This is a genomic window from Aliiglaciecola sp. (genome assembly GCF_039982535.1).
Classification (GTDB): Bacteria; Pseudomonadota; Gammaproteobacteria; order Enterobacterales; family Alteromonadaceae; genus Aliiglaciecola.
Map to the genome: position 1 here is coordinate 84,591 of NZ_JBDWYG010000019.1, position 20,640 is coordinate 105,230.

The 20,640-nt window shown below is 40.9% G+C and carries 15 protein-coding genes; 3 read left to right on the plus strand and 12 right to left on the minus strand.

Annotation, left to right across the window (positions count from 1 at the left end; translation table 11 throughout):
• Positions 1-36: 36 nt before the first annotated feature.
• The 9 genes from ABJV04_RS04370 to sdhC all read right to left on the minus strand — a co-directional run bounded on the left by ABJV04_RS04370 (position 37) and on the right by sdhC (position 13,564).
• Positions 37-3,129 (minus strand): TonB-dependent receptor, encoded by a 3,093-nt coding sequence (locus ABJV04_RS04370; RefSeq protein ID WP_348490082.1) that lies wholly within the window; start codon positions 3,127-3,129, stop codon positions 37-39.
• Between the two features lie 558 nt (positions 3,130-3,687).
• On the minus strand, positions 3,688-4,560 hold the full coding sequence (gene sucD / locus ABJV04_RS04375) for a succinate--CoA ligase subunit alpha (RefSeq protein WP_348490083.1): 873 nt from the start codon (positions 4,558-4,560) through the stop codon (positions 3,688-3,690).
• Positions 4,560-5,726: an ADP-forming succinate--CoA ligase subunit beta gene (gene sucC / locus ABJV04_RS04380; RefSeq protein ID WP_303473770.1), complete on the minus strand. Its 1,167-nt coding sequence runs from the start codon at positions 5,724-5,726 to the stop codon at positions 4,560-4,562. Before sucC ends, sucD begins: the two co-directional genes overlap by 1 nt.
• A gap of 132 nt (positions 5,727-5,858) precedes the next feature.
• The gene (odhB, locus tag ABJV04_RS04385; protein ID WP_348490084.1) at positions 5,859-7,343 is read right to left on the minus strand and encodes a 2-oxoglutarate dehydrogenase complex dihydrolipoyllysine-residue succinyltransferase; all 1,485 of its coding nucleotides are present in this window, start codon (positions 7,341-7,343) and stop codon (positions 5,859-5,861) included.
• Positions 7,344-7,355: 12 nt separating this feature from the next.
• Entirely contained in the window at positions 7,356-10,178 is a 2,823-nt protein-coding gene (sucA, locus tag ABJV04_RS04390) for a 2-oxoglutarate dehydrogenase E1 component (protein ID WP_348490085.1), read from the minus strand.
• A gap of 176 nt (positions 10,179-10,354) precedes the next feature.
• The gene (locus tag ABJV04_RS04395) at positions 10,355-11,065 is read right to left on the minus strand and encodes a succinate dehydrogenase iron-sulfur subunit (protein ID WP_348490086.1); all 711 of its coding nucleotides are present in this window, start codon (positions 11,063-11,065) and stop codon (positions 10,355-10,357) included.
• A 14-nt stretch (positions 11,066-11,079) separates the two neighbouring features.
• Entirely contained in the window at positions 11,080-12,849 is a 1,770-nt protein-coding gene (gene sdhA / locus ABJV04_RS04400) for a succinate dehydrogenase flavoprotein subunit (RefSeq protein WP_348490087.1), read from the minus strand.
• Positions 12,849-13,196 (minus strand): succinate dehydrogenase, hydrophobic membrane anchor protein, encoded by a 348-nt coding sequence (gene sdhD, locus ABJV04_RS04405; protein WP_348490088.1) that lies wholly within the window; start codon positions 13,194-13,196, stop codon positions 12,849-12,851. Before sdhD ends, sdhA begins: the two co-directional genes overlap by 1 nt.
• A complete protein-coding gene (sdhC, locus tag ABJV04_RS04410; RefSeq protein WP_303473763.1) occupies positions 13,190-13,564 on the minus strand; it encodes a succinate dehydrogenase, cytochrome b556 subunit in 375 nt (124 codons plus the stop codon). The genes sdhD and sdhC overlap by 7 nt, the downstream gene beginning before the upstream one ends.
• 401 nt (positions 13,565-13,965) lie before the next feature.
• Between sdhC and gltA the strand changes: the two genes are divergently transcribed.
• The gene (gltA, locus tag ABJV04_RS04415) at positions 13,966-15,246 is read left to right on the plus strand and encodes a citrate synthase (protein ID WP_348490089.1); all 1,281 of its coding nucleotides are present in this window, start codon (positions 13,966-13,968) and stop codon (positions 15,244-15,246) included.
• Between the two features lie 176 nt (positions 15,247-15,422).
• Positions 15,423-15,848, plus strand: coding sequence for a DUF3429 domain-containing protein (locus ABJV04_RS04420; RefSeq protein WP_348490090.1), 426 nt, complete (start codon positions 15,423-15,425; stop codon positions 15,846-15,848).
• Between the two features lie 93 nt (positions 15,849-15,941).
• On the opposite strand, the gene ABJV04_RS04425 is transcribed toward ABJV04_RS04420, so the two are convergent.
• Both ABJV04_RS04425 and ABJV04_RS04430 read right to left on the minus strand, forming a co-directional pair.
• Entirely contained in the window at positions 15,942-17,390 is a 1,449-nt protein-coding gene (locus ABJV04_RS04425; protein WP_348490091.1) for a phosphomannomutase CpsG, read from the minus strand.
• A gap of 13 nt (positions 17,391-17,403) precedes the next feature.
• Positions 17,404-18,822 carry a mannose-1-phosphate guanylyltransferase/mannose-6-phosphate isomerase gene (locus ABJV04_RS04430; protein ID WP_348490092.1) on the minus strand — a complete coding sequence of 473 codons (1,419 nt, stop codon included), beginning with the start codon at positions 18,820-18,822 and terminating at the stop codon, positions 17,404-17,406.
• A 311-nt stretch (positions 18,823-19,133) separates the two neighbouring features.
• On the opposite strand from ABJV04_RS04430, the gene tcdA reads away from it, so the two are divergent.
• Complete coding sequence (gene tcdA / locus ABJV04_RS04435; protein ID WP_348490093.1) at positions 19,134-19,910, plus strand: tRNA cyclic N6-threonylcarbamoyladenosine(37) synthase TcdA; 777 nt, start codon at positions 19,134-19,136, stop codon at positions 19,908-19,910.
• A gap of 29 nt (positions 19,911-19,939) precedes the next feature.
• Here tcdA and ABJV04_RS04440 read toward each other — a convergent pair whose 3' ends face one another.
• Entirely contained in the window at positions 19,940-20,575 is a 636-nt protein-coding gene (locus ABJV04_RS04440) for a hypothetical protein (RefSeq protein WP_348490094.1), read from the minus strand.
• Positions 20,576-20,640 lie beyond the last annotated feature (65 nt).

A 20,640-nucleotide genomic window follows, 5' to 3' on the forward strand; every position in this document is an offset into this window, starting at 1 on the left:
GACAGCGACGATTCAATTTAAAAAGTTGATTTAGTTTCATAGCGAGTACGTCACCCCAAGAAAGTATTGGGTACCAAAATATTGAATGGTGCCGGTTTGCGATTCTCGACCAAAGTAGCTTTTAGTGGGAGCATCCGTCAGATTATTAATTTGAAACAACACACCTAGGTTGTCGTTAATGTCGTATGAGGCTTGGTAATCAATAATGAGCTCGTCATCGAAGTTAACAATTTGCTCATTAACAGCAACTTGCTTAGATACAAAGGCATCACGCCAACGCACATTCACGCGAGTTTCAAAACCTTCGTATTCCCAGAATAAGGTGCCATTTACCACGGTTTCCGATAATCCCGGTAATTGTTGTGGCACACTCGTTCCACCCAGGTTGGTTTGAAATTGAATTTCACTTTCTGTGTACGAATAACTTGCACTCACCCCTAAACCATCCCAAGGCGCGGGTAAGAAGCTATACACTTGGGTATACGCTAATTCGATACCACGAATATAGCCACCTTCGCGATTGTTAACCGCTGTAGTGTAAGGTCCGTTAGTGGTAGGAACGGTGATAAACAAAGGATCGCCATTATCATCTGTTGCCTGAGTGGCCTCAGCATTAGGGTCATCGGAGTCAAGAAAAACCGGAACCTCGATTGATGAAGGCGCTTGGAATCCATTCGCTGCAAAATCAAAGGGATCGATGGTGAAATCGTTAATAAATGACTTTATATCCTTGTAAAATAAAGCAACAACAATGGCGCCATCGGTTTCATCAAAATAGCGTTCATAGGAAATATCATATTGATTAGCATAAAATGGACGCAAATAAGGGCTATTGGTTGAGCTTCCCGATAATTCTGCATCGCGGTCTACCGAGATTTCACCAGAGTCAGGGTTCATGGTTGCATTCACATCCGCCACACGTACATTGGAATTTGCGAACAAACGATTAATTGGGGGTCTCCCCATCACCTTAGCTGCGGCAAATCGCAACTGATCCTGATCCGTTAACTTAAAGTTCAAGTTTATAGACGGCAAATAGTCCGTGTATTTATCAACCAGCAGCTCTGGACGGTAAAAGTTATTGATCAGGCCCACTTCATCGGTGATTAATTGTGCACCTAGTTCAGGATCCCCTTGTACCACGTCCACTATGATGGTTTCGCCTGTTTCAGGATCCGTCCCCTCAACCTGAATAGTACGACTCACGTCTTGTAAAAATGTCGAGGATTGCTCGGTTTCTACACGCCGAATACCAATATTACCAGTAACAGGTAGATCACCAATTTCAGTGTCAATATTAGCCATAATGTAAGCGGATAAGACTTCTTCATATACTTTGCCGCTTTCTAAAACCGACCACGCGGTATTAGTAGTGCCACCAGGACTATTTATCAGACCTGGATGCCCTACTCCCCAAGTCTGAACAGGTTCAGGGGTGCCCTCTGGAAACCAAGCTGATAATGCTGCATCTAAATCAACTGACAAATAACTGGGGAAATAAGCAAAATCCCCTTCCCAATTAACCACAGATGCCAGTTGATCATTTAACGCTAACGGCGGTTCGCTAGACGAAAAAGAAGAGTCGCTGCCGAATTCGTAGACCGAACGATCATTGGAATATTCACGGTCAGAATAACGTACGCCAAATTCAAACGAAGAGATGAATGGATTATCCACTTCATAGGTAAGATCGAGACGATATGCAAATAACTCATCTTCGTTTTCAAAAGGGTAAATACCATATTTAGTCACATAAACATTATCTACATTGGAAAAATCATCAAATTGACTAAATCCAATATCCGGTAAATCTAGTCCATTAAGCAAATATGAAATTGCGATATCGGTATCAAAACGAGGGGTTCCACCTTCGTTTTCGGCCCCAACTAATGACCACAACAAACCATTTCTAAATTCGCTTTTTGCGTTTGAATAGGAAAAATCAGCAGTTACGGTGAGATTATCCGTTGCTTGCCAATCAGCATTTAATCCGAAGTTTTGGATCTCATCAAAATCCTGATTGTCATCATTAACCAACTCTACTCGAGTAAAGGAATCTGCTCCCCGGCTAAAGGTCCCACCAATGACAGTATTGTTATCTACCACTGGATTAGTAATAACGGCCGTTCCGGGTTCTAACTTGACTCGGAAACCGCGGGCAAATTCTTCTGAATCGAAACGTGAGTAAAAGGCATCCGCTTTTAACACGAAATTATCTGTTGGTGCCCATTCAATAGCGGCCATATAACCATCGCGGGTCTCTTCACCACCTTTGTGTTGCATTTCGAAGCCTTCACTGACGAATTCGCACTCGATACATTGCTGATCTTTGGGCACATCAGAGGTAGGATCGTAGTTTTCTTCATCACCCTCTAAGAAATCCACATCTCGTTCGGTGTTATAGGCCAATCCTATGAACTGAGTAGACACACTAGGTTGAAATAATCTTGCGTACCCTAGGGCGAGTCCTAAAGTGTCATCTAAAAGTTTAGTTTGATAGGAAAAACTGATTCGGTGCCCAAATTCTTCTGCATCGGATACTTCACCGGCTCTGTCGTTAAACATCCCCCGCACATTCATATTGAACTTATATTCTTCGGTAATAGACAGTGGGCTTGCAGTTTGTAGTTCAACGGTACCTGCAACCCCGCCTTCGATTAAGGAGGCCTTGGGTGATTTGTACACTGCTGCAGAAGAAATTAATTCAGAGGGATATTGATCAAACTCAATGGAACGAGAACCACTAGTTGAAACTTGCTCTCTTCCATTTAATGTTGAGAAAACAAAATCCCCAGATAACCCTCGGATGTTAATCTCTGCTGCTTGGCCTCCCGTTCTAACCGCCGAAATACCCGGTAAACGAGTCAAGGCATCGGCCATAGATACATCAGGTAATCCACCTAAGTCATCTGCGGATAATTGCTCTGAAACAGTATCACTAAAGCGTTTTTGGTTAAGGGATTTTATTAGACTTGTTCTGAATCCTTTCACCTCGATTGTTTCTATTTGATTTGACTCTGCTTCAGGTTGCGCTAAATCGGCATCTTGAGCAAAAGAACTTAAACTAGACAAAGACATTCCACTTGCCAGTAAAGCCGTTGTAATCAAACTGGGTCTGAATTTTTTCATGTGTGTTTCCCGTTCCCGTTTGTGGTTCCAATTTAAAAATGTTTTCGATTGTTAAATTATAATTAGCCGATAACATCAAAATTTATGACCACACAATGTTACATCTGTGTTAACGGAACACTCAATGCTGTGCATACGTATTCAATGCAAGGATATGTTTATTTTAAGAAAAAACAGAAAATACAGGGGAATTACCAAGCCATAAAACAAAACCTAAGCCATTGTAAATAATGGATAAATTTATTTTTTAATAAGTGATTTTTAAACAACAGAACAGAATTAGCTCCAAGAAAAGCAACCTAAATTAGTAGCAAGGGACGGAGCTATGATTAACATTGAGACTACATATCACCCATGAAAATTGGCATCTTGTTAAATATTTGTAGTCTGTTGACTGGCTTTAAAATCAACCGTCTTTAAAATCAACCGTCTTTAAATTCAATCAAGATTAGATTCTAAGCAGTAATGCTGATCAAAGGGTAAACGCATTGGAAGGATAAAGTTAGACATAAAAAAACCCGCCTTTTGGCGGGTTTTGTCTAGTAAATTAATTGCAGCTTACCAACCGGTAATTTCACGCAATCCTTTACCAATATCAGCAAGTGAACGAACCGTTTTAACACCTGCATCTTCAAGTGCTTTAAACTTCTCATCCGCTGTACCTTTACCACCGGCGATGATTGCACCAGCGTGACCCATACGCTTACCAGCAGGTGCAGTTACACCAGCAATGTAAGACACAACAGGCTTAGTAACGTTAGCTTTGATAAATTCAGCAGCTTCTTCTTCTGCTGAACCACCAATTTCACCAATCATTACAATTGCTTCTGTTTCTGGATCTTCTTGGAACAACTTCAAGATATCGATGAAGTTAGAACCTGGGATAGGATCACCACCAATACCTACACAAGTAGATTGGCCGAAACCTTCATCTGTAGTTTGTTTAACAGCTTCATAAGTAAGAGTACCAGAACGTGAAACGATACCAACTTTACCAGGCTTATGGATATGGCCAGGCATGATACCAATTTTACATTCGCCCGGAGTGATAACACCTGGGCAGTTTGGACCGATCATACGAACGCCTTTCACAGTCAAGTATTCTTTAACGAACAACATGTCGATAGTAGGAATACCTTCAGTGATACAAATAATCAATTCGATGCCTGCATCAGCAGCTTCAACAATTGAATCTTTACAGAAAGGAGCAGGAACATAAATAACAGATGCTGTTGCGCCAGTAGTTTCTACCGCTTCACGAACAGTGTTAAATACAGGTAGGTCTAGGTGAGTTGTTCCACCTTTACCAGGTGTTACACCACCAACCATTTGCGTACCGTAAGCAATCGCTTGCTCAGAGTGGAAAGTACCTTGACCACCAGTAAAACCCTGACAGATAACTTTGGTATGTTTATTAATTAATACTGACATTATTTGCCCTCCGCAGCTTTAACAACTTGCTGAGCTGCGTCAGTCAAACTGCTTGCAGCGATTATATCTAGGTCAGAAGAAGCAAGAACTTCACGGCCTAGTTCAGCGTTAGTACCTTCAAGACGCACAACTACAGGTACGTTTACACCGACTTCTTTAACTGCACCGATAATACCTTCAGCGATCATGTCACAACGTACAATTCCACCGAAAATATTAACTAATACTGCGCTAACGTTACTGTCAGAAAGAATGATTTTGAATGCTTCAGCAACACGTTCTTTAGTTGCACCGCCGCCCACATCAAGGAAGTTAGCTGGTTTGCCACCGTGAAGGTTAACAATGTCCATTGTACCCATTGCTAGACCGGCACCGTTAACCATACAACCAACGTTTCCGTCTAGTGCTACATAGTTAAGTTCCCATTTAGCCGCTTCAGCTTCACGGGCATCATCTTGTGATGGATCGTGCATAGCTTTCACTTTAGGCTGACGATAAGCAGCGTTGCCATCGATTGCCACTTTAGCGTCTAGACAGTGAATATCACCGTCATCTTTAATCACTAATGGGTTAATTTCGATAAGTGCGATATCAAGATCAACAAACATTTTCGCTAAACCTAAAAAGATTTTAGTGAACTGTTTGATTTGCACACCTTTAAGGCCCAACTGGAATGCCATATCACGTGCTTGGTACGGTTGAGCACCAACGATAGGATCGATTTCAGCTTTTAAAATCTTTTCAGGAGTTTCTTCAGCAACGGTTTCAATTTCAACACCGCCTTCTGTAGATGCCATGAAAACGATACGACGTGAAGTACGGTCAACAACCGCACCTAAATAAAGTTCGTCAGCAATATCAGTACAAGATTCAACTAAAATCTTGCTAACTGGTTGGCCGTTTTCGTCAGTTTGGAATGTAACTAGGTTTTTACCTAACCATTTTTCAGCAAACGCTTTAATTTCATCTTTAGATTTAACTAACTTAACACCGCCAGCCTTACCTCGGCCACCTGCGTGTACTTGGCACTTTACTACCCACTCACTTCCGCCAATTTTATCGGCCGCTGCTGCAGCTTCTTCTGGAGAATCTGTAGCAAACCCTTCAGATACTGGTAAGCCATATTCTTTGAATAATTGCTTACCTTGATATTCATGCAAATTCATGGTGTTTCTATCCGTTTTATTTAATATAAAAGCCGCATTTTAGCGACTTGATTAAAGGTGTCGATAAAATACCGACATTTGGATAGATGATAGCTTTCACTACCATCTATCAATTCGATTTAGAACAAGATATTACACATCTAATAATAGACGAGTTGGATCTTCTAACATTTCTTTAACCGTAACCAAAAAGCCTACGGATTCTTTACCATCAACAATACGGTGGTCATAAGATAGCGCCAAATACATCATTGGTAAAATTTCAACTTTTCCATTGACCGCCATTGGGCGTTCTTGGATTTTGTGCATACCAAGAATAGCACTTTGTGGTGGATTAATAATTGGAGTTGATAACAACGAACCAAATACACCGCCGTTAGTAATAGTAAAGTTACCACCTTGAAGGTCATCCATGGCTAGTTTGCCATCACGACCTTTAAGAGCAAGAGATTTAATACCACTTTCAATCCCTGCCATACCTAATGCGTCACAATCTCGTAAAACTGGCGTGACCAATCCACGAGGTGTTGAAACCGCAATAGAGATATCAAAATAGTTATGATAAACGATATCATCACCATCAATTGACGCATTCACTTCAGGGAAACGTTTTAGTGCTTCAGTTACCGCTTTAACATAAAACGACATGAAACCTAAACGTATACCGTGACGCTTTTCGAAGTTTTCTTGATATTGCTTACGCAAATCCATAATTGGCTTCATGTTGATTTCATTAAAGGTAGTCAACATAGCCGTAGAATTTTTCGCTTCTAATAAACGACTTGCAATGGTTTTACGTAAACGGGTCATAGGAACACGTTTTTCAGTACGCTCACCCACTAGAGCTGCAGGAGCGGCTGGCGCGTCTTTAGCTGCTGGCTTAGAAGCACCTTTAAGATGTTTTTCAACGTCTTCTTTAGTAATACGACCGCCTTTACCTGTGCCTTTGATATTCGCTGCATCAACGCCTTTTTCAGCTAATAAACGTCTAACTGATGGACTTAATGCGTCATTTTCATCAGCAGATTCAGCTTCTTCAGATTCTGACGCTGCTGGAGCAGATGCACCTGCACCTTCAGCAAAGTTTGCGATGACTTGCTCTGCAGTTACAGTGTCACCTTCTTGAGCAACGATGTCAGTTAGTGAACCGTCTGCTGGAGCAACGACTTCTAACACAACTTTGTCAGTTTCGATGTCCACTAGATTCTGATCCCGAGAAACCGCTTCCCCAGGTTGTACGTGCCATGTTGCGATTGTTGCGTCAGCTACCGATTCTGGCAGCACAGGAACTTTAATTTCCACTGATTTACCCTTTGTACTTGATGTAGTTGGTTGACTAGCTGCTGGTGCTGCAGGTGCTTTTGCACTGCTGGCGCCTTCGCCTTCTTCTAGTTTTGCAATGATTTGTTCACCAAGGACAGTATCGCCCTCAGCATCCATAATTTCTGTGATTGTACCCGCATCTGGTGATACAACTTCTAACACTACTTTGTCGGTTTCGATATCAACAAGATTTTGATCTCGACTGACTTTGTCACCAACTTTGACATGCCATGTGGCAATCGAAGCATCTGCTACTGATTCTGGTAGCACCGGTACTTTAATTTCTATTGTCATACTGGTTCCTAATTATAGAGTAAGTGCATCATCAACCAACGCTTTTTGCTGTTGATTGTGAACTGCGTTATAGCCAACTGCAGGAGAAGCAGATGCAGTTCTACCTGCATAAGTTAGTTTTGCTCCTTCTGGGATAGATGCCCAGAAATGATGCTGGCTACAATACCAAGCTCCCTGATTCTGTGGTTCTTCTTGACACCATACCCAATCTTTAACGTGAGGATACTTTTTAGTGATGTTTGCCACCACTTCTTCACTTGGGAATGGATAAAGTTGTTCAATTCTGACAATCGCCACATCATGTTGTTCGTTTTTACGACGTTGTTCTAATAAATCGTAATAAACTTTACCGGAACACATGACAACACGTTTAACGTCTGCTGGTTTAATATCGTCAATTTCGTCAATAACAGTATGGAAAACACCATCAGTTAACTCATCAAAACTCGACACCGCTAAAGGATGACGTAATAGTGATTTAGGAGACATTACGATTAACGGTTTACGCATGGGACGAATTGCTTGACGTCTGATCATGTTATAAACCTGTGCCGGTGTAGAAGGCACACAGACTTGCCAGTTATGATCAGCACATAATTGTAGAAAACGTTCTAGTCTAGCAGAACTATGCTCTGGACCTTGTCCTTCGTAACCATGTGGCAACAATAGAGTTAGTCCACATAAACGTCCCCATTTGGCTTCGCCTGAACTTAAGAACTGATCGATTACCACTTGAGCACCATTGGCGAAATCACCAAATTGCGCTTCCCAAATAGTTAATGTACCTGGTTCAGCAGTGGCATAACCAAATTCAAAGGCTACAACCGCAGCTTCAGAAAGCACAGAGTCGTAGATTTCCATTTTACCTTGCTCTTCACTAACGTGCTGCAACGGCATATATTCTGCGCCATCACTTTGGTTATGCAAAACAGCATGGCGATGGAAGAAAGTACCACGACCAGAATCTTGACCAGTTAAACGAATATTTGTTCCTCTTGAAACAATATCAGCATAGGCTAAGTTTTCAGCCATTCCCCAGTCAATCAGCTTATCTTCAGCCAACATAGCTTCACGATCACCATAGAGTTTTTTCACTCGAGATTGCAGTTTAAAACTCTCTGGGTAGCTAACAATAGAACGCCCTAACTCGATAAGTTTATCTTTTTCGATTTGTGCATCATAAGGCGAATTCCATTCATGTCCTAAATACGGAGTCCAGTCGACAGAGTGCTCTGTCATCGGACGCCATTCAGGCACAACACAAGCACCATGATCCAAGGCTGCTCGGTACTCACTGACTAACTTATCCACTTCGTGGGCATCAAGACTGCCTTCAGCGGTTAATTGATCAGCGTACAATGCACGGGGAACAGGATGCTTTTTAATTTTTTGATACATTAATGGCTGTGTTGCATTTGGCTCATCAGCTTCATTATGACCATGACGTCGATAACAAACTAAATCAATCATCACATCACGTTTAAAGGTGTTACGATAATCTAACGCTAGTTTGGTAACGAACAAAACAGCTTCAGGATCATCAGAATTGACGTGGAATATAGGCGCCTGAACCATTTTTGCAATATCTGTACAGTATTGCGTTGAGCGAGTATCTTCAGTTTTAGAAGTGGTAAAACCAACTTGGTTATTTATCACAATTCTAACTGTTCCACCCACTTTAAATCCACGCGTCTGAGACATGTTAAATGTCTCTTGAACAACACCTTGTCCAGCAATAGCCGAGTCACCATGGATAGTAATTGGCAGAACGGTAGAACCATCTTCACACCCACGGCGATCAAGACGGGCTCTTACTGAACCAATAACCACTGGATTTACAATTTCTAAGTGAGAAGGGTTAAAGGCCAACGCTAAATGGACATTACCACCTTCAGTCGCAAAGTCAGATGAGAAACCTGCATGGTATTTTACATCACCAGCACCTAGTGACTCATCGTGCTTTCCTGAGAATTCATCAAATAACACAGATGGGTTTTTACCTAAAACATTCACAAGAACATTTAGTCGACCACGGTGAGCCATCCCAATGACAACTTCTTTAGCGCCATTTACACCAGCATGGCTAATTAAGCCTTTAAGCATAGGAACTAATGCATCGCCGCCTTCTAATGAAAAGCGTTTAGCACCAGGGAATTTAGCCCCTAAGTATTTTTCCATACCGTCAGCGGCGACTAAGCCTTTAAGTATGTTAACTTTTTCATCGCGACTAATTTCAGGTTTTGCCTGTACCGATTCTAAGCGCTGCTGTAACCAACGTTTTTGTTCAGTATCAGTAATGTGCATATATTCAGAACCAATAGAACCACAGTAGGTTCTATTTAAGGAAGTGAATAAATCCTTCAATGTCATGGTTTCTTGACCAATAGCATACGAACCAACATTAAAATGGGTATCGAAATCTTTTTCAGTCAAATTGTGGTGGGATAATTCTAGGTCTCGAACTCTAGGCTGCTTCCATAAATCCAATGGATCTAAATTAGCATGTTGATGCCCTCTGAATCGATAAGCATTGATTAGTTGCAGTACTCTTACTTGCTTCTCATCACTACTTGCAGCCTTCGCTGGCGCACTGCTAGTTGCTCTGGCCGCTGGACCTAGTGCTGCAAGGGCTTTAAATTGCTCTCTTATTAAAGAATGGTTGGTATCTAATTCAACGCCATCAACTTTAGGCAAACTTTCGAAAATACTTCGCCACTGCTCTGAAACACTGTTTGGATCTTCCAAAAATGCTTCGTAGAGTTCTTCTATATAAGCAGCGTTGCCGCCAGCCATGTGTGAAGAATCCCACCATGCTTTCATCACGCTTTGTTGCATTATTGTCCCTTTAAAAAGTCAGGCTAACAACCGGATATCTAGTATGCGTAAATATCCAAAAAATTAAAGTAAATAAACCCAAAAGGTTTGATTTTTTAAGCAAAAAAGCCATCCTACGAAGGATGGCTATTTAGACTTGCTGTCACGATTAACACCACTGGTGTCAAATGACTAAACTAAACAGCCCGTTGTAGTAGCATCGACTTAATATGGCCGATAGCTTTAGTAGGATTAAGTCCTTTCGGGCAAACACTAACGCAGTTCATTATCCCGTGACAACGGAAAACGCTAAATGCGTCATCCAAATCACTGAGTCGTGCATCAGTGGCTGTATCACGGCTATCGATTAGGAATCGATAAGCGTGCAACAATCCGGCAGGTCCAATAAATTTATCTGGATTCCACCAAAATGACGGACATGAAGTAGAACAACATGCACAGAGTATACACTCATATAAACCATCTAGCTTAGCACGCTCTTCAGGAAGTTGAAGATGTTCACGTGCTGGCGGATGATTATCATCATTAATCAAAAACGGTTTAATTTTTTCGTATTGAGTATAGAACTGACTCATATCAACGACTAAATCACGTACCACTGGTAAACCTGGTAAAGGACGTACTACGATTTTGCCTTTTCCTAAAGCGGAAAGTGGCGTAATACAAGCCAAACCATTTTTACCATTCATGTTCACGCCATCAGAACCACACACACCTTCACGGCATGAGCGTCTGAATGACAACGTTGGGTCTTGTTCTTTAAGGGCGATAAGTGCATCAAGCACCATCATGTCTTGCCCTTCTTCCACTTCAAGCGAGTATTCTTGCATGCGTGGTGCGTTATCAACATCCGGGTTGTAACGATATATTGAGAAAGTAAGATTCATCTTCGTTACTCCTATTAATAAGTTCTAGCTTTAGGTGGAAACGCTTCGCGTAGCTTCGGTGTCATGTTCACGTCACGCTTAAGCATTGACTCTGACTCTGGTAAATAAACAGAGTGACACAACCATTGTGAATCATCACGGTCTGGATAATCGAAACGGCTATGAGCACCACGACTTTCTGTTCTGAAGTTCGCAGCTACTGCAGTACTAAATGCAGTTTCCATTAGGTTATCAAGTTCAAGACACTCAATACGTTGAGTGTTGAAATCGCTACTCTTGTCATCTAGACGAGCGAATTTCAATCTTTCTCTAATTTCTTTCAGTTCAGCAAGACCTTCGGCCATGGCGTCACCTTCACGGAATACAGAGAAGTTAAGTTGCATACATTGCTGCAAATCTTTCTTAATTTGAACTGGATCTTCACCTTTACCAACCTCTGAGCTCTCCCAGCGATTGAAACGTACCATTGCTTCTTCCACATCAGTTTGTGATGCTTCAGTAGAATCAATTTTATCGATAGCTTCACCAAGGTGCAGACCTGTAGCGCGACCAAATACAACCAAGTCTAATAACGAGTTTCCACCAAGACGGTTAGCACCATGTACAGATACACAGGCAATTTCACCACAAGCGAATAATCCGCCAATGGGTTTTTCGTTACCGTCTTTATCGATACTTATAGCTTGGCCATCAACATTAGTTGGAATACCACCCATCATATAGTGACAAGTAGGAATAACTGGGATTGGTTCTTTAACCGGATCAACGTGAGCAAAGGTACGAGACAATTCAAGAATACCTGGTAATCTTGATTCAAGTACATCTTTACCTAAGTGATCGAGTTTAAGTTTAATGTGAGTTCCCCAAGGACCGTCACAACCGCGCCCTTCACGAATCTCGGTCATCATTGAACGAGCAACTACGTCACGACCCGCCAAATCTTTCGCGTTTGGTGCATAACGTTCCATGAAACGTTCGCCGTCTTTGTTTAGAAGGTAACCACCTTCACCACGACAACCTTCGGTTACTAGCGTACCAGCTCCAGCGATACCCGTTGGGTGGAACTGCCACATTTCCATATCTTGAACCGGTACACCAGCTCGTAATGCCATACCAACACCGTCACCAGTGTTAATGTGAGCATTAGTAGTTGAAGCATAGATACGACCAGCTCCACCTGTGGCTAATACAACCGCTTTAGATTTGAAGTAAACGACTTCACCACTTTCAATATCAATTGCAGTACAACCGACTACATCACCATTTTGGTTTTTGACTAAATCAAGGGCGTACCATTCACTGAATACTTTTGTTTTATTTTTAACATTTTGCTGATAAAGCAAATGTAATAATGCGTGACCTGTACGGTCGGCTGCCGCTGCAGTACGAGCACCTTGCTCACCACCGAAGTTTTGCGACTGACCACCAAAAGGACGCTGATAAATTCTGCCGTCTTCAAAACGAGAAAATGGTAGTCCCATGTTCTCCATTTCAATAATGGCTTCAGGGCCTGTTTTACACATATATTCGATAGCATCTTGGTCACCGATATAATCGGAACCTTTAACGGTATCGTACATGTGCCATTCCCAGTTATCTTCGTGGGCATTACCTAACGCTACTGTAATTCCGCCTTGAGCAGAAACCGTATGTGAACGTGTTGGAAATACTTTTGAAAGTAACGCACAGGACTTGCCTGATTGAGAAATTTGTAAAGCTGCTCGCATTCCAGCGCCGCCAGCTCCTACTACTACTGCATCGAACTCATGAACCGGAATACTCACTACACACCCCACAAAACAAATAAACCAACTGCAACATATACAAATGCAATAATGTTAAGAACATATTGTAACGTTGCTCGCAAACCTGGTCCCTTGACATAGTCTGTTAAAACTTGCCAAAGACCAATTCTTACATGATACATAATTGCTACTAGCGTAATGAAAGTGAAAACTTTCATAAATATGCTAGAAAATAAATCTTTCCAAATTTCAAATGTCACCACGGGTGTGGCAATGAAAAAATAGGTCATGTAAAAAGAAAATAAGGTTATGATAAGTGCCGTAGCACGTAGAGTAACAAAATCTTGTACTCCGTTACGTTTTAAACCCGCTTGTTCGGTTACCACAATATAACTCCTATAACGATAGTCACTAATACCCACAAACCAATAGTGGCTTGCGCGCTTAAGTTGCCTGAATCGATTTCTTCCCAGTGACCCATATCCATAATCACGTGACGGATACCGCCAAGGATATGATAGGTCAAGGCGGATAAGGTACCGATAGCAACGAATTTACCAAGAGGCCCTGCCATTACTTCTTGCACTGTATTAAATCCATCTAAGGATGATACAGATACAGCCCACGCCCAGATCACAAAAATCAGAGCGAAGAACATAGCAACACCGGTTGCCCGATGTAAAATAGAAACTATAGCTGAAGGGGGAAAACTTATCGTATTGAGTTGAAGATTGACTGGTCTTTGTTTTTTCACTTTATGTGCCTGTAATCATTGTTGAGGTTTGACGCATTTATTTAAAGTTATTTTGTTGTATAGTGCATAAACGAAAAATAGAGTTAAGCAAACCTAACTGTTAACACTTTGTTAATTAACTATTAAACCTTTAACAACTAAGCGTTTTTTTCATTTAGTGTCGTAAAGTATATCCAGCGTTGAGATTAATTACAATTTTTGTTCTAGATAAAAACGGTTTAATTCTGGATTTGGGTAATTATGTTGATTCTAGATACATTTTGAGAATAAATATTAAACATTCGTGTATTAAAATTGACTTGAGCTAACTTTCTAAGTACAAATAGCACACTTTTTTTCATGGCTGTTATTATTGTATATATTTTTAACAGTTTAAGAACTTAGTCTAAGGAGAACATCTTATGGCAGAAACTAAAGCCATTTTAAAAGTAGGCGACAAAGAGGTAGAACTTCCGGTACTTTCGGGAACTGCTGGGAACGACGTAATAGATGTTCGAGCATTAGGCTCTAGCGGTTACTTCACTTTCGACCCTGGTTTCATGGCTACTGGTTCTTGCGAATCATCCATCACTTTCATTGATGGAGCTAAAGGCGTATTGCTTCATAGAGGTTATTCAATCGAAGAATTGGCAAGAGATGCTGATTATATTGAAGTTTGTTACATGTTATTACATGACAAAACGCCAACTTCAGAAGAGTATGCTGATTTTAAAAACACCATTACGCGTCACACTTTGGTTCACGATCAATTAACAAATTTCTTTAGAGGCTTCCGCAGAGATGCTCACCCAATGGCCATGTTGTGTGGCACAGTTGGTGCTCTTTCTAGCTTCTATCACGATGATTTGGATATTTCAGATCCTGAACAACGCTTAAGAAGTGCATACCGCTTAATCGCGAAAATGCCGACTTTAGTAGCAATGTGTTACAAATATAACGTTGGTCAACCCTTTGTTTATCCAAGAAATGATCTAAGTTATGCAGAAAACTTCTTAAACATGATGTTTTCTGTACCTGCTGAAAATTATGAAATCAGCCCTGCTGTTTCTCGCGCTATGGATCGTATCTTTACGTTACATGCGGATCACGAACAAAATGCTTCAACGTCTACAGTTAGACTTGCCGGTTCATCTGGTGCTAACCCTTACGCATGTATCGCCGCTGGTGTTGCATCGTTATGGGGTCCAGCTCATGGTGGAGCTAACGAAGCATGCTTAAACATGTTGCAAGAAATTGGTAGTGTTGACCGTATTCCAGAGTTTATTGCTCGTGCTAAAGACAAAAATGACCCGTTCAGATTAATGGGCTTTGGTCACCGTGTTTACAAAAACCACGATCCTCGTGCAACTGTAATGCGTGAAAGCTGTCACGAAGTACTTGAAGAAATGAATATTGACGATCCATTGTTAAATGTAGCAATGGAACTTGAGAAAATTGCATTAAGCGACCCGTATTTCGCTGAGAAAAAGCTTTTCCCAAATGTGGATTTTTATTCAGGTATCATTCTTAAGGCAATCGGTATTCCAACTAACATGTTTACCTGTATTTTTGCCTTAGCAAGAACTGTTGGTTGGGTATCTCATTGGCATGAAATGCTAAGTCAACCTGGTCAAAAAATTGGTCGTCCTCGCCAGCTTTATACTGGTGAAAACGTAAGAAAGTACAACCCAATTAAAAAGTAACCAGTTAGTAATGTTAAAAATAGCGCCAATTGGCGCTATTTTTTTTCCTTTTAATTAATTAGAAACTTATGCTTCTTCAATACCTTAGATTTTTACGTTAATTTTTCTTTAAAAATGATTAAACTTGTCGTCATTGTTGACGTAACAAATATATAACATTACAAAAAGTGATAAAAATGCTTAAATACCACGCCAAAATATTAGGTTACGCAGGATTAATCCCCTTTATCATGCTGCCTTTTTTTATACTTTGGGAAACCGTCTCTTACTTTGAAGGCGTAGACTTTTTCATTCAATATTCTGCAATAATTTTATCATTTTTAGGTGGAGTATTATGGTTTGATGGAATTAACAAAGAACGCTCTGTAACCTTATTATACATGGCAATGCTGCCATCAATTATTGCTTGGCTGAGTGTAATTTGGTTACCTCCGGTTATCGCGCTAATTACCTTAGCTTGCAGCTATACCCTAGTCATTTTCTACGAGTTTAAACTCTCTACCCTCGCCTCATGGTATCGCTCATTGCGTATCCGTTTAACCGCAATTACCATCGGCAGCCATTTAATGATTATTTGGATAATTCAACAAATGTCTCGATAGTTGCAACAATGCGTCTCGACCATCATTCATTACCCAAAAAAAATAGCCCATAAGGGCTATTTTTTATTTACGTTTAAATACAGCACAACTGAATTAAGCGCGAATAATCTCCAATAACTCAGCTGTTTTTTCCTCCATCAAGGCAATATCCCCTGAGGATTCAACATTTAATCGGATAACAGGCTCAGTATTCGATTTTCTTAGATTAAATCGCCAATTGCCAAACTCCAGTCCCACACCGTCAGTATCATCAATGACCTCTGCCATAGGCTGATATTTTGCTATAACACGGTCAAGTGCAGCATCAGCGTCTTCTAATAAGCTATTAATTTCACCAGAAGATGGGAAAGCCGCAATGCGCTGTTTCACTAATGCAGATAAAGGTTGCGCGCTGGTGCAAATTAACTCTGCGACCAATAACCAAGGGATCATACCTGAGTCGCAATAAGCGAAATCACGAAAATAGTGATGTGCACTCATTTCGCCACCGTAAACAGCATCCTCTTTACGCATTCTTTCTTTAATAAAAGCATGCCCAGTTTTACTTTTAATTGGCGTGCCACCGGCGGTTTTCACAATATCTTCGGTATTCCAATATACCCGCGGGTCGTAAATGATTTTGCTTGAGGCATCTTTATCTAAAAACGCTTTCGCTAACAAACCAACGATGTAATAACCTTCAACAAATTCACCTTTTTCATCAAACAAAAAGCAGCGGTCGAAATCACCGTCCCAAGCAATCCCCATATCTGCTTTATGGGCAATAACAGCATCAGCGGTATCCGCGCGGCTTTCAGGTAATAATGGATTGGGAATACCATTAGGAAAGTCACCATCTGGTTGATGATGCACTTTAATGAACTCAATGGGGATATTGAGGGCTTTAAGTTGTTGTTCAATACTATCTAAGGCTTTTCCTGCCGCTCCGTTACCCGCATTGACTACCAGTTTCAGAGGCTTGAAGTTATTTAGATCGACATAAGAAAGCATATGTTCAACATAGGCCGGCAAACAAGAGCGCTGTGAATATTTGCCAGAGGCGGTGAGCTTTTCAGCCGAAACACTGCCCTCACCTTTTAGAAAAGCTTCATTACTACAGCGTTTATCCGAGAAAAAGCTCAAACGCGACTCAACAGTCTCTTGGTCATATTGTTCAGCAATATCTTTAATCGCAAACAATCCAGTATCACCACTAATAGGGCGAGATTCGCTTTTAACTAACTTCATTCCATTGTAATCGATTGGATTGTGACTAGCGGTAACTTCTATACCACCATCCACTCCTAAGTGTTTGGTAGCGAAGTAAATCTCCTCAGTACCGGTCATGCCTAAATCAATCACATTAGCGCCACCATCTACTAAACCAGCACTCAATGCTAATTTTAACGGTGCCGAGGTGTGACGAACATCACCACCCACAACGACTTTGTCGGCTTTTAAATACTCGGCATAAGCACGGCCTATGCGGTAAGCAACATTTTCGTCTAATTGCTCAAGTAACTTGCCACGAATATCGTAAGCTTTAAAACAACTTATTTGCATCTTGAGTCCTTAATTACTTCGCTGTGCGACCATATCTATCTGAAAAACGCACAATGTCGTCTTCACCTAAATAACTTCCTGATTGCACTTCAATAAGTTCAAGGGGTACTTTTCCTGGGTTTTCTAACGCATGGACAATACCAATTGGTATATAAGTGGACTCGTTTTCAGTCACTAAGAAGGTTTCTTCACCATTAGTTACTTTTGCTGTACCTGAAACAACGATCCAATGCTCTGCGCGGTGATGGTGCATTTGCACTGATAATTTTTCGCCGGGGTTTACGGTAATACGTTTCACTTGGAATCGCTCACCATTATCAATGGAGTCGTAGCTTCCCCAAGGTCTGAACACTTCTCGGTGGAACTCAAACTCAGGACGATGTTGTGCTTTGAGTTCATTCACAACTGTTTTTATATCTTGAACTTTGTTCTTGTTGGCGACCAAAATAGCATCTTTGGTTTCTACCACAACTACATCATCTAACCCAACCACAGCAATTAAGCGCTGCTCTGAATTAATGTAGCTATTGTTTGTGTTAGTTAACATAACGTCACCCACACAAACATTACCTTGCGCATCTTTGCTGTCAGCCGTTTCCCATAAAGATGACCAACTACCAACATCATTCCAGCCAGCATCAAGAGGAACCATAGCGGCATCATCGGTTTTTTCCATTACCGCATAATCAACTGAATCATCTGGGCAAGTGGCAAAAATATCGGCATCAACGCGCACAAAGTCTAAATCTTTAGACTCAGATGAAATCGCCTCTTTACATACTTTGAGCATTTCAGGTGCAAATTTTTCTAGCTCTTGCAAGTAACGGCTCGCTTTGAACATAAACATGCCGCTATTCCAAAAGTAATCGCCATTTGCAACATACTTTTCGGCGGTTTCCATATCAGGTTTTTCAACAAATTGAGACACTGCGAAGCCGGTCTCAGAATGGTTTAACTGTTCACCTCTGCGAATATAGCCGTAACCGATATGGGCACAGTCTGGCACTATACCAAAGGTAACTAACTTACCTTGTTCGGCCAATGCATTAGCGTGTTGTATCGCTTTATGGAAAGTTTTATTGTCTTTAATAAGATGGTCAGCGGCCAAAACCAGTAACACAGGATCTTCACCTTCGCTGCACGCTTGTAACGCAGCTAATGCGATAGCAGGAGCAGTATTACGACCTACAGGCTCAAGTAATATTCCGCCGTGTTCCCTGCCTTGTTGGCGTAATTGTTCAGCGACAAGAAAGCGGTGAGCTTCGTTACAGATAAAAATTGCAGGGTCCATATCTAAACCATCTAGACGGCTGATAGTATTTTGCAACATGGTGTTTTCATCGGTTAACGCTAAAAACTGCTTTGGCAATGCAGCTCGTGATTTTGGCCACAATCTACTTCCAGATCCGCCCGCCAGTACAACTGGTTTCATGTATTTTTCCTTTTTTATATTTTAATGATGCCTAGACCCATGACTTACTCCTAATACACGTATTAGAGCCCGTCATTTTCCTGAAACCATCCGTTCCACAAAGATAGATAAAAGCATGCTATAAAAGCTGCGCTTAGTAATCAACAACTGAATACTCATAAACTTAAAAACATGCGAATTAACTAAAATACAATCACTATTTTTACTTTTACGTTGCAAACTTTTAACGTCTCCTGATTACTTAAATTAGCAATATTGTTAGTAATTGATATACTGCGCCAAAATTACCATATAACAAACAAAACTCATCTATGCAGGAACAAAAATCCCGTTTCGGCGGCACCGAAAGACTTTATGGTGTTAACGAAACACAACGTCTAAAAAATGCTCACTTTTGTGTGGTAGGGATCGGTGGTGTAGGAACCTGGGCGGCTGAAGCATTAGCCCGCACAGCCTTAGGGAAAATTACCTTAATTGATTTAGACGATATTTGTACCACCAATACTAATCGACAAATTCATGCTTTGAGCAATACCATTGGTGAAGCTAAAGTTGAGGTTATGGCTGCGCGCATTAAACAAATTAACCCTGATTGCGCAGTAAATTGTATAGAAGATTTTATCACTGCTGATAACTTACAAGATTACATAAACAAAGAATTTGATTATGTCATCGATGCCATTGATAGCGTGCCTGCAAAAGCGGCTTTAATCGCCCACTGTAAACGAAATAAAATAAAAATCATCACTACTGGTGGTGCTGGCGGTCAAATTGATCCAACTAGAATAACCATTGCTGATCTATCTAAAACTATTCAAGATCCCCTTGCAGCAAAGCTTCGAAACCAGTTAAGACGATTTCACAACTTTAGTCAGAATCCTAAAAGGCGTTTTGCTGTTGAATGTGTTTATTCCACTGAACATCTGCGTTATCCGCAAGGAGATGGTAGCGTATCGTGCCAAAAATCAGACGCTCAAAGTAGTGCGCGATTGGATTGCAACAGTGGTTTTGGAGCATCGGTTTCAGTGACGGCATGTTTTGGATTTTTTGCCGCATCTCGAGCAATCAATAAGTTCTTGGGGGTATAGGTTAAACTCAATTGCGACAAAATTTCAGCTTAGTGTTGTGCGGCGCGCCACTGTTTAATGTCTAATATAATAGCGACAACCAACCAAACCAAAACCATTGAAATCATTAACCATGTGCTTTCAGCAACTTGCATTATTTCTTCACTTAACAATGCCGTACCAGTAATTAGAACTAAGTAATAAGGTAGGTTGAGTAACCCTGCCATCCAAACCACTTTTATCGTCTTTCTGTTACTGCCTTGATTAAACATAAAAAAAGCCAATGAGTTAATATGCACCATAGCTAATAAAAGCGCTTTCAAACTAGTAGATGAATGACCAGTTTTATGGTCACTACTTAAGCGCCCTAAACGGTAATTAATAAAAGAACCTAACGTGGCGGCGGCCACCATAGCTAAGGTCAACCAGAGAATATCTGTGATACTTGGTTTCGATAAAATCACCAACACTACCGCAAAAAACTGCCCAGGAAAGTAGAATCCAACATAGACAATTGATTCAGCTAAGATAATGCAGAAAATTAATACATAAAAGTACTCTCCAAAAGATGACTTTAAATCCTCTAGAATGGCGAGACCTGGTGGAATAACATCAAAGTGCACCAGAGTGGCAATTAGCCCCAAAGCAAAAAGAGCGGTTGTTGGTAGAACAAATGCATACTTCATATGAGCGTTACGCTTCTTAGAGGCTTTGGGATCAACCTAACGAATTTAACGGCCTAATGGAATTA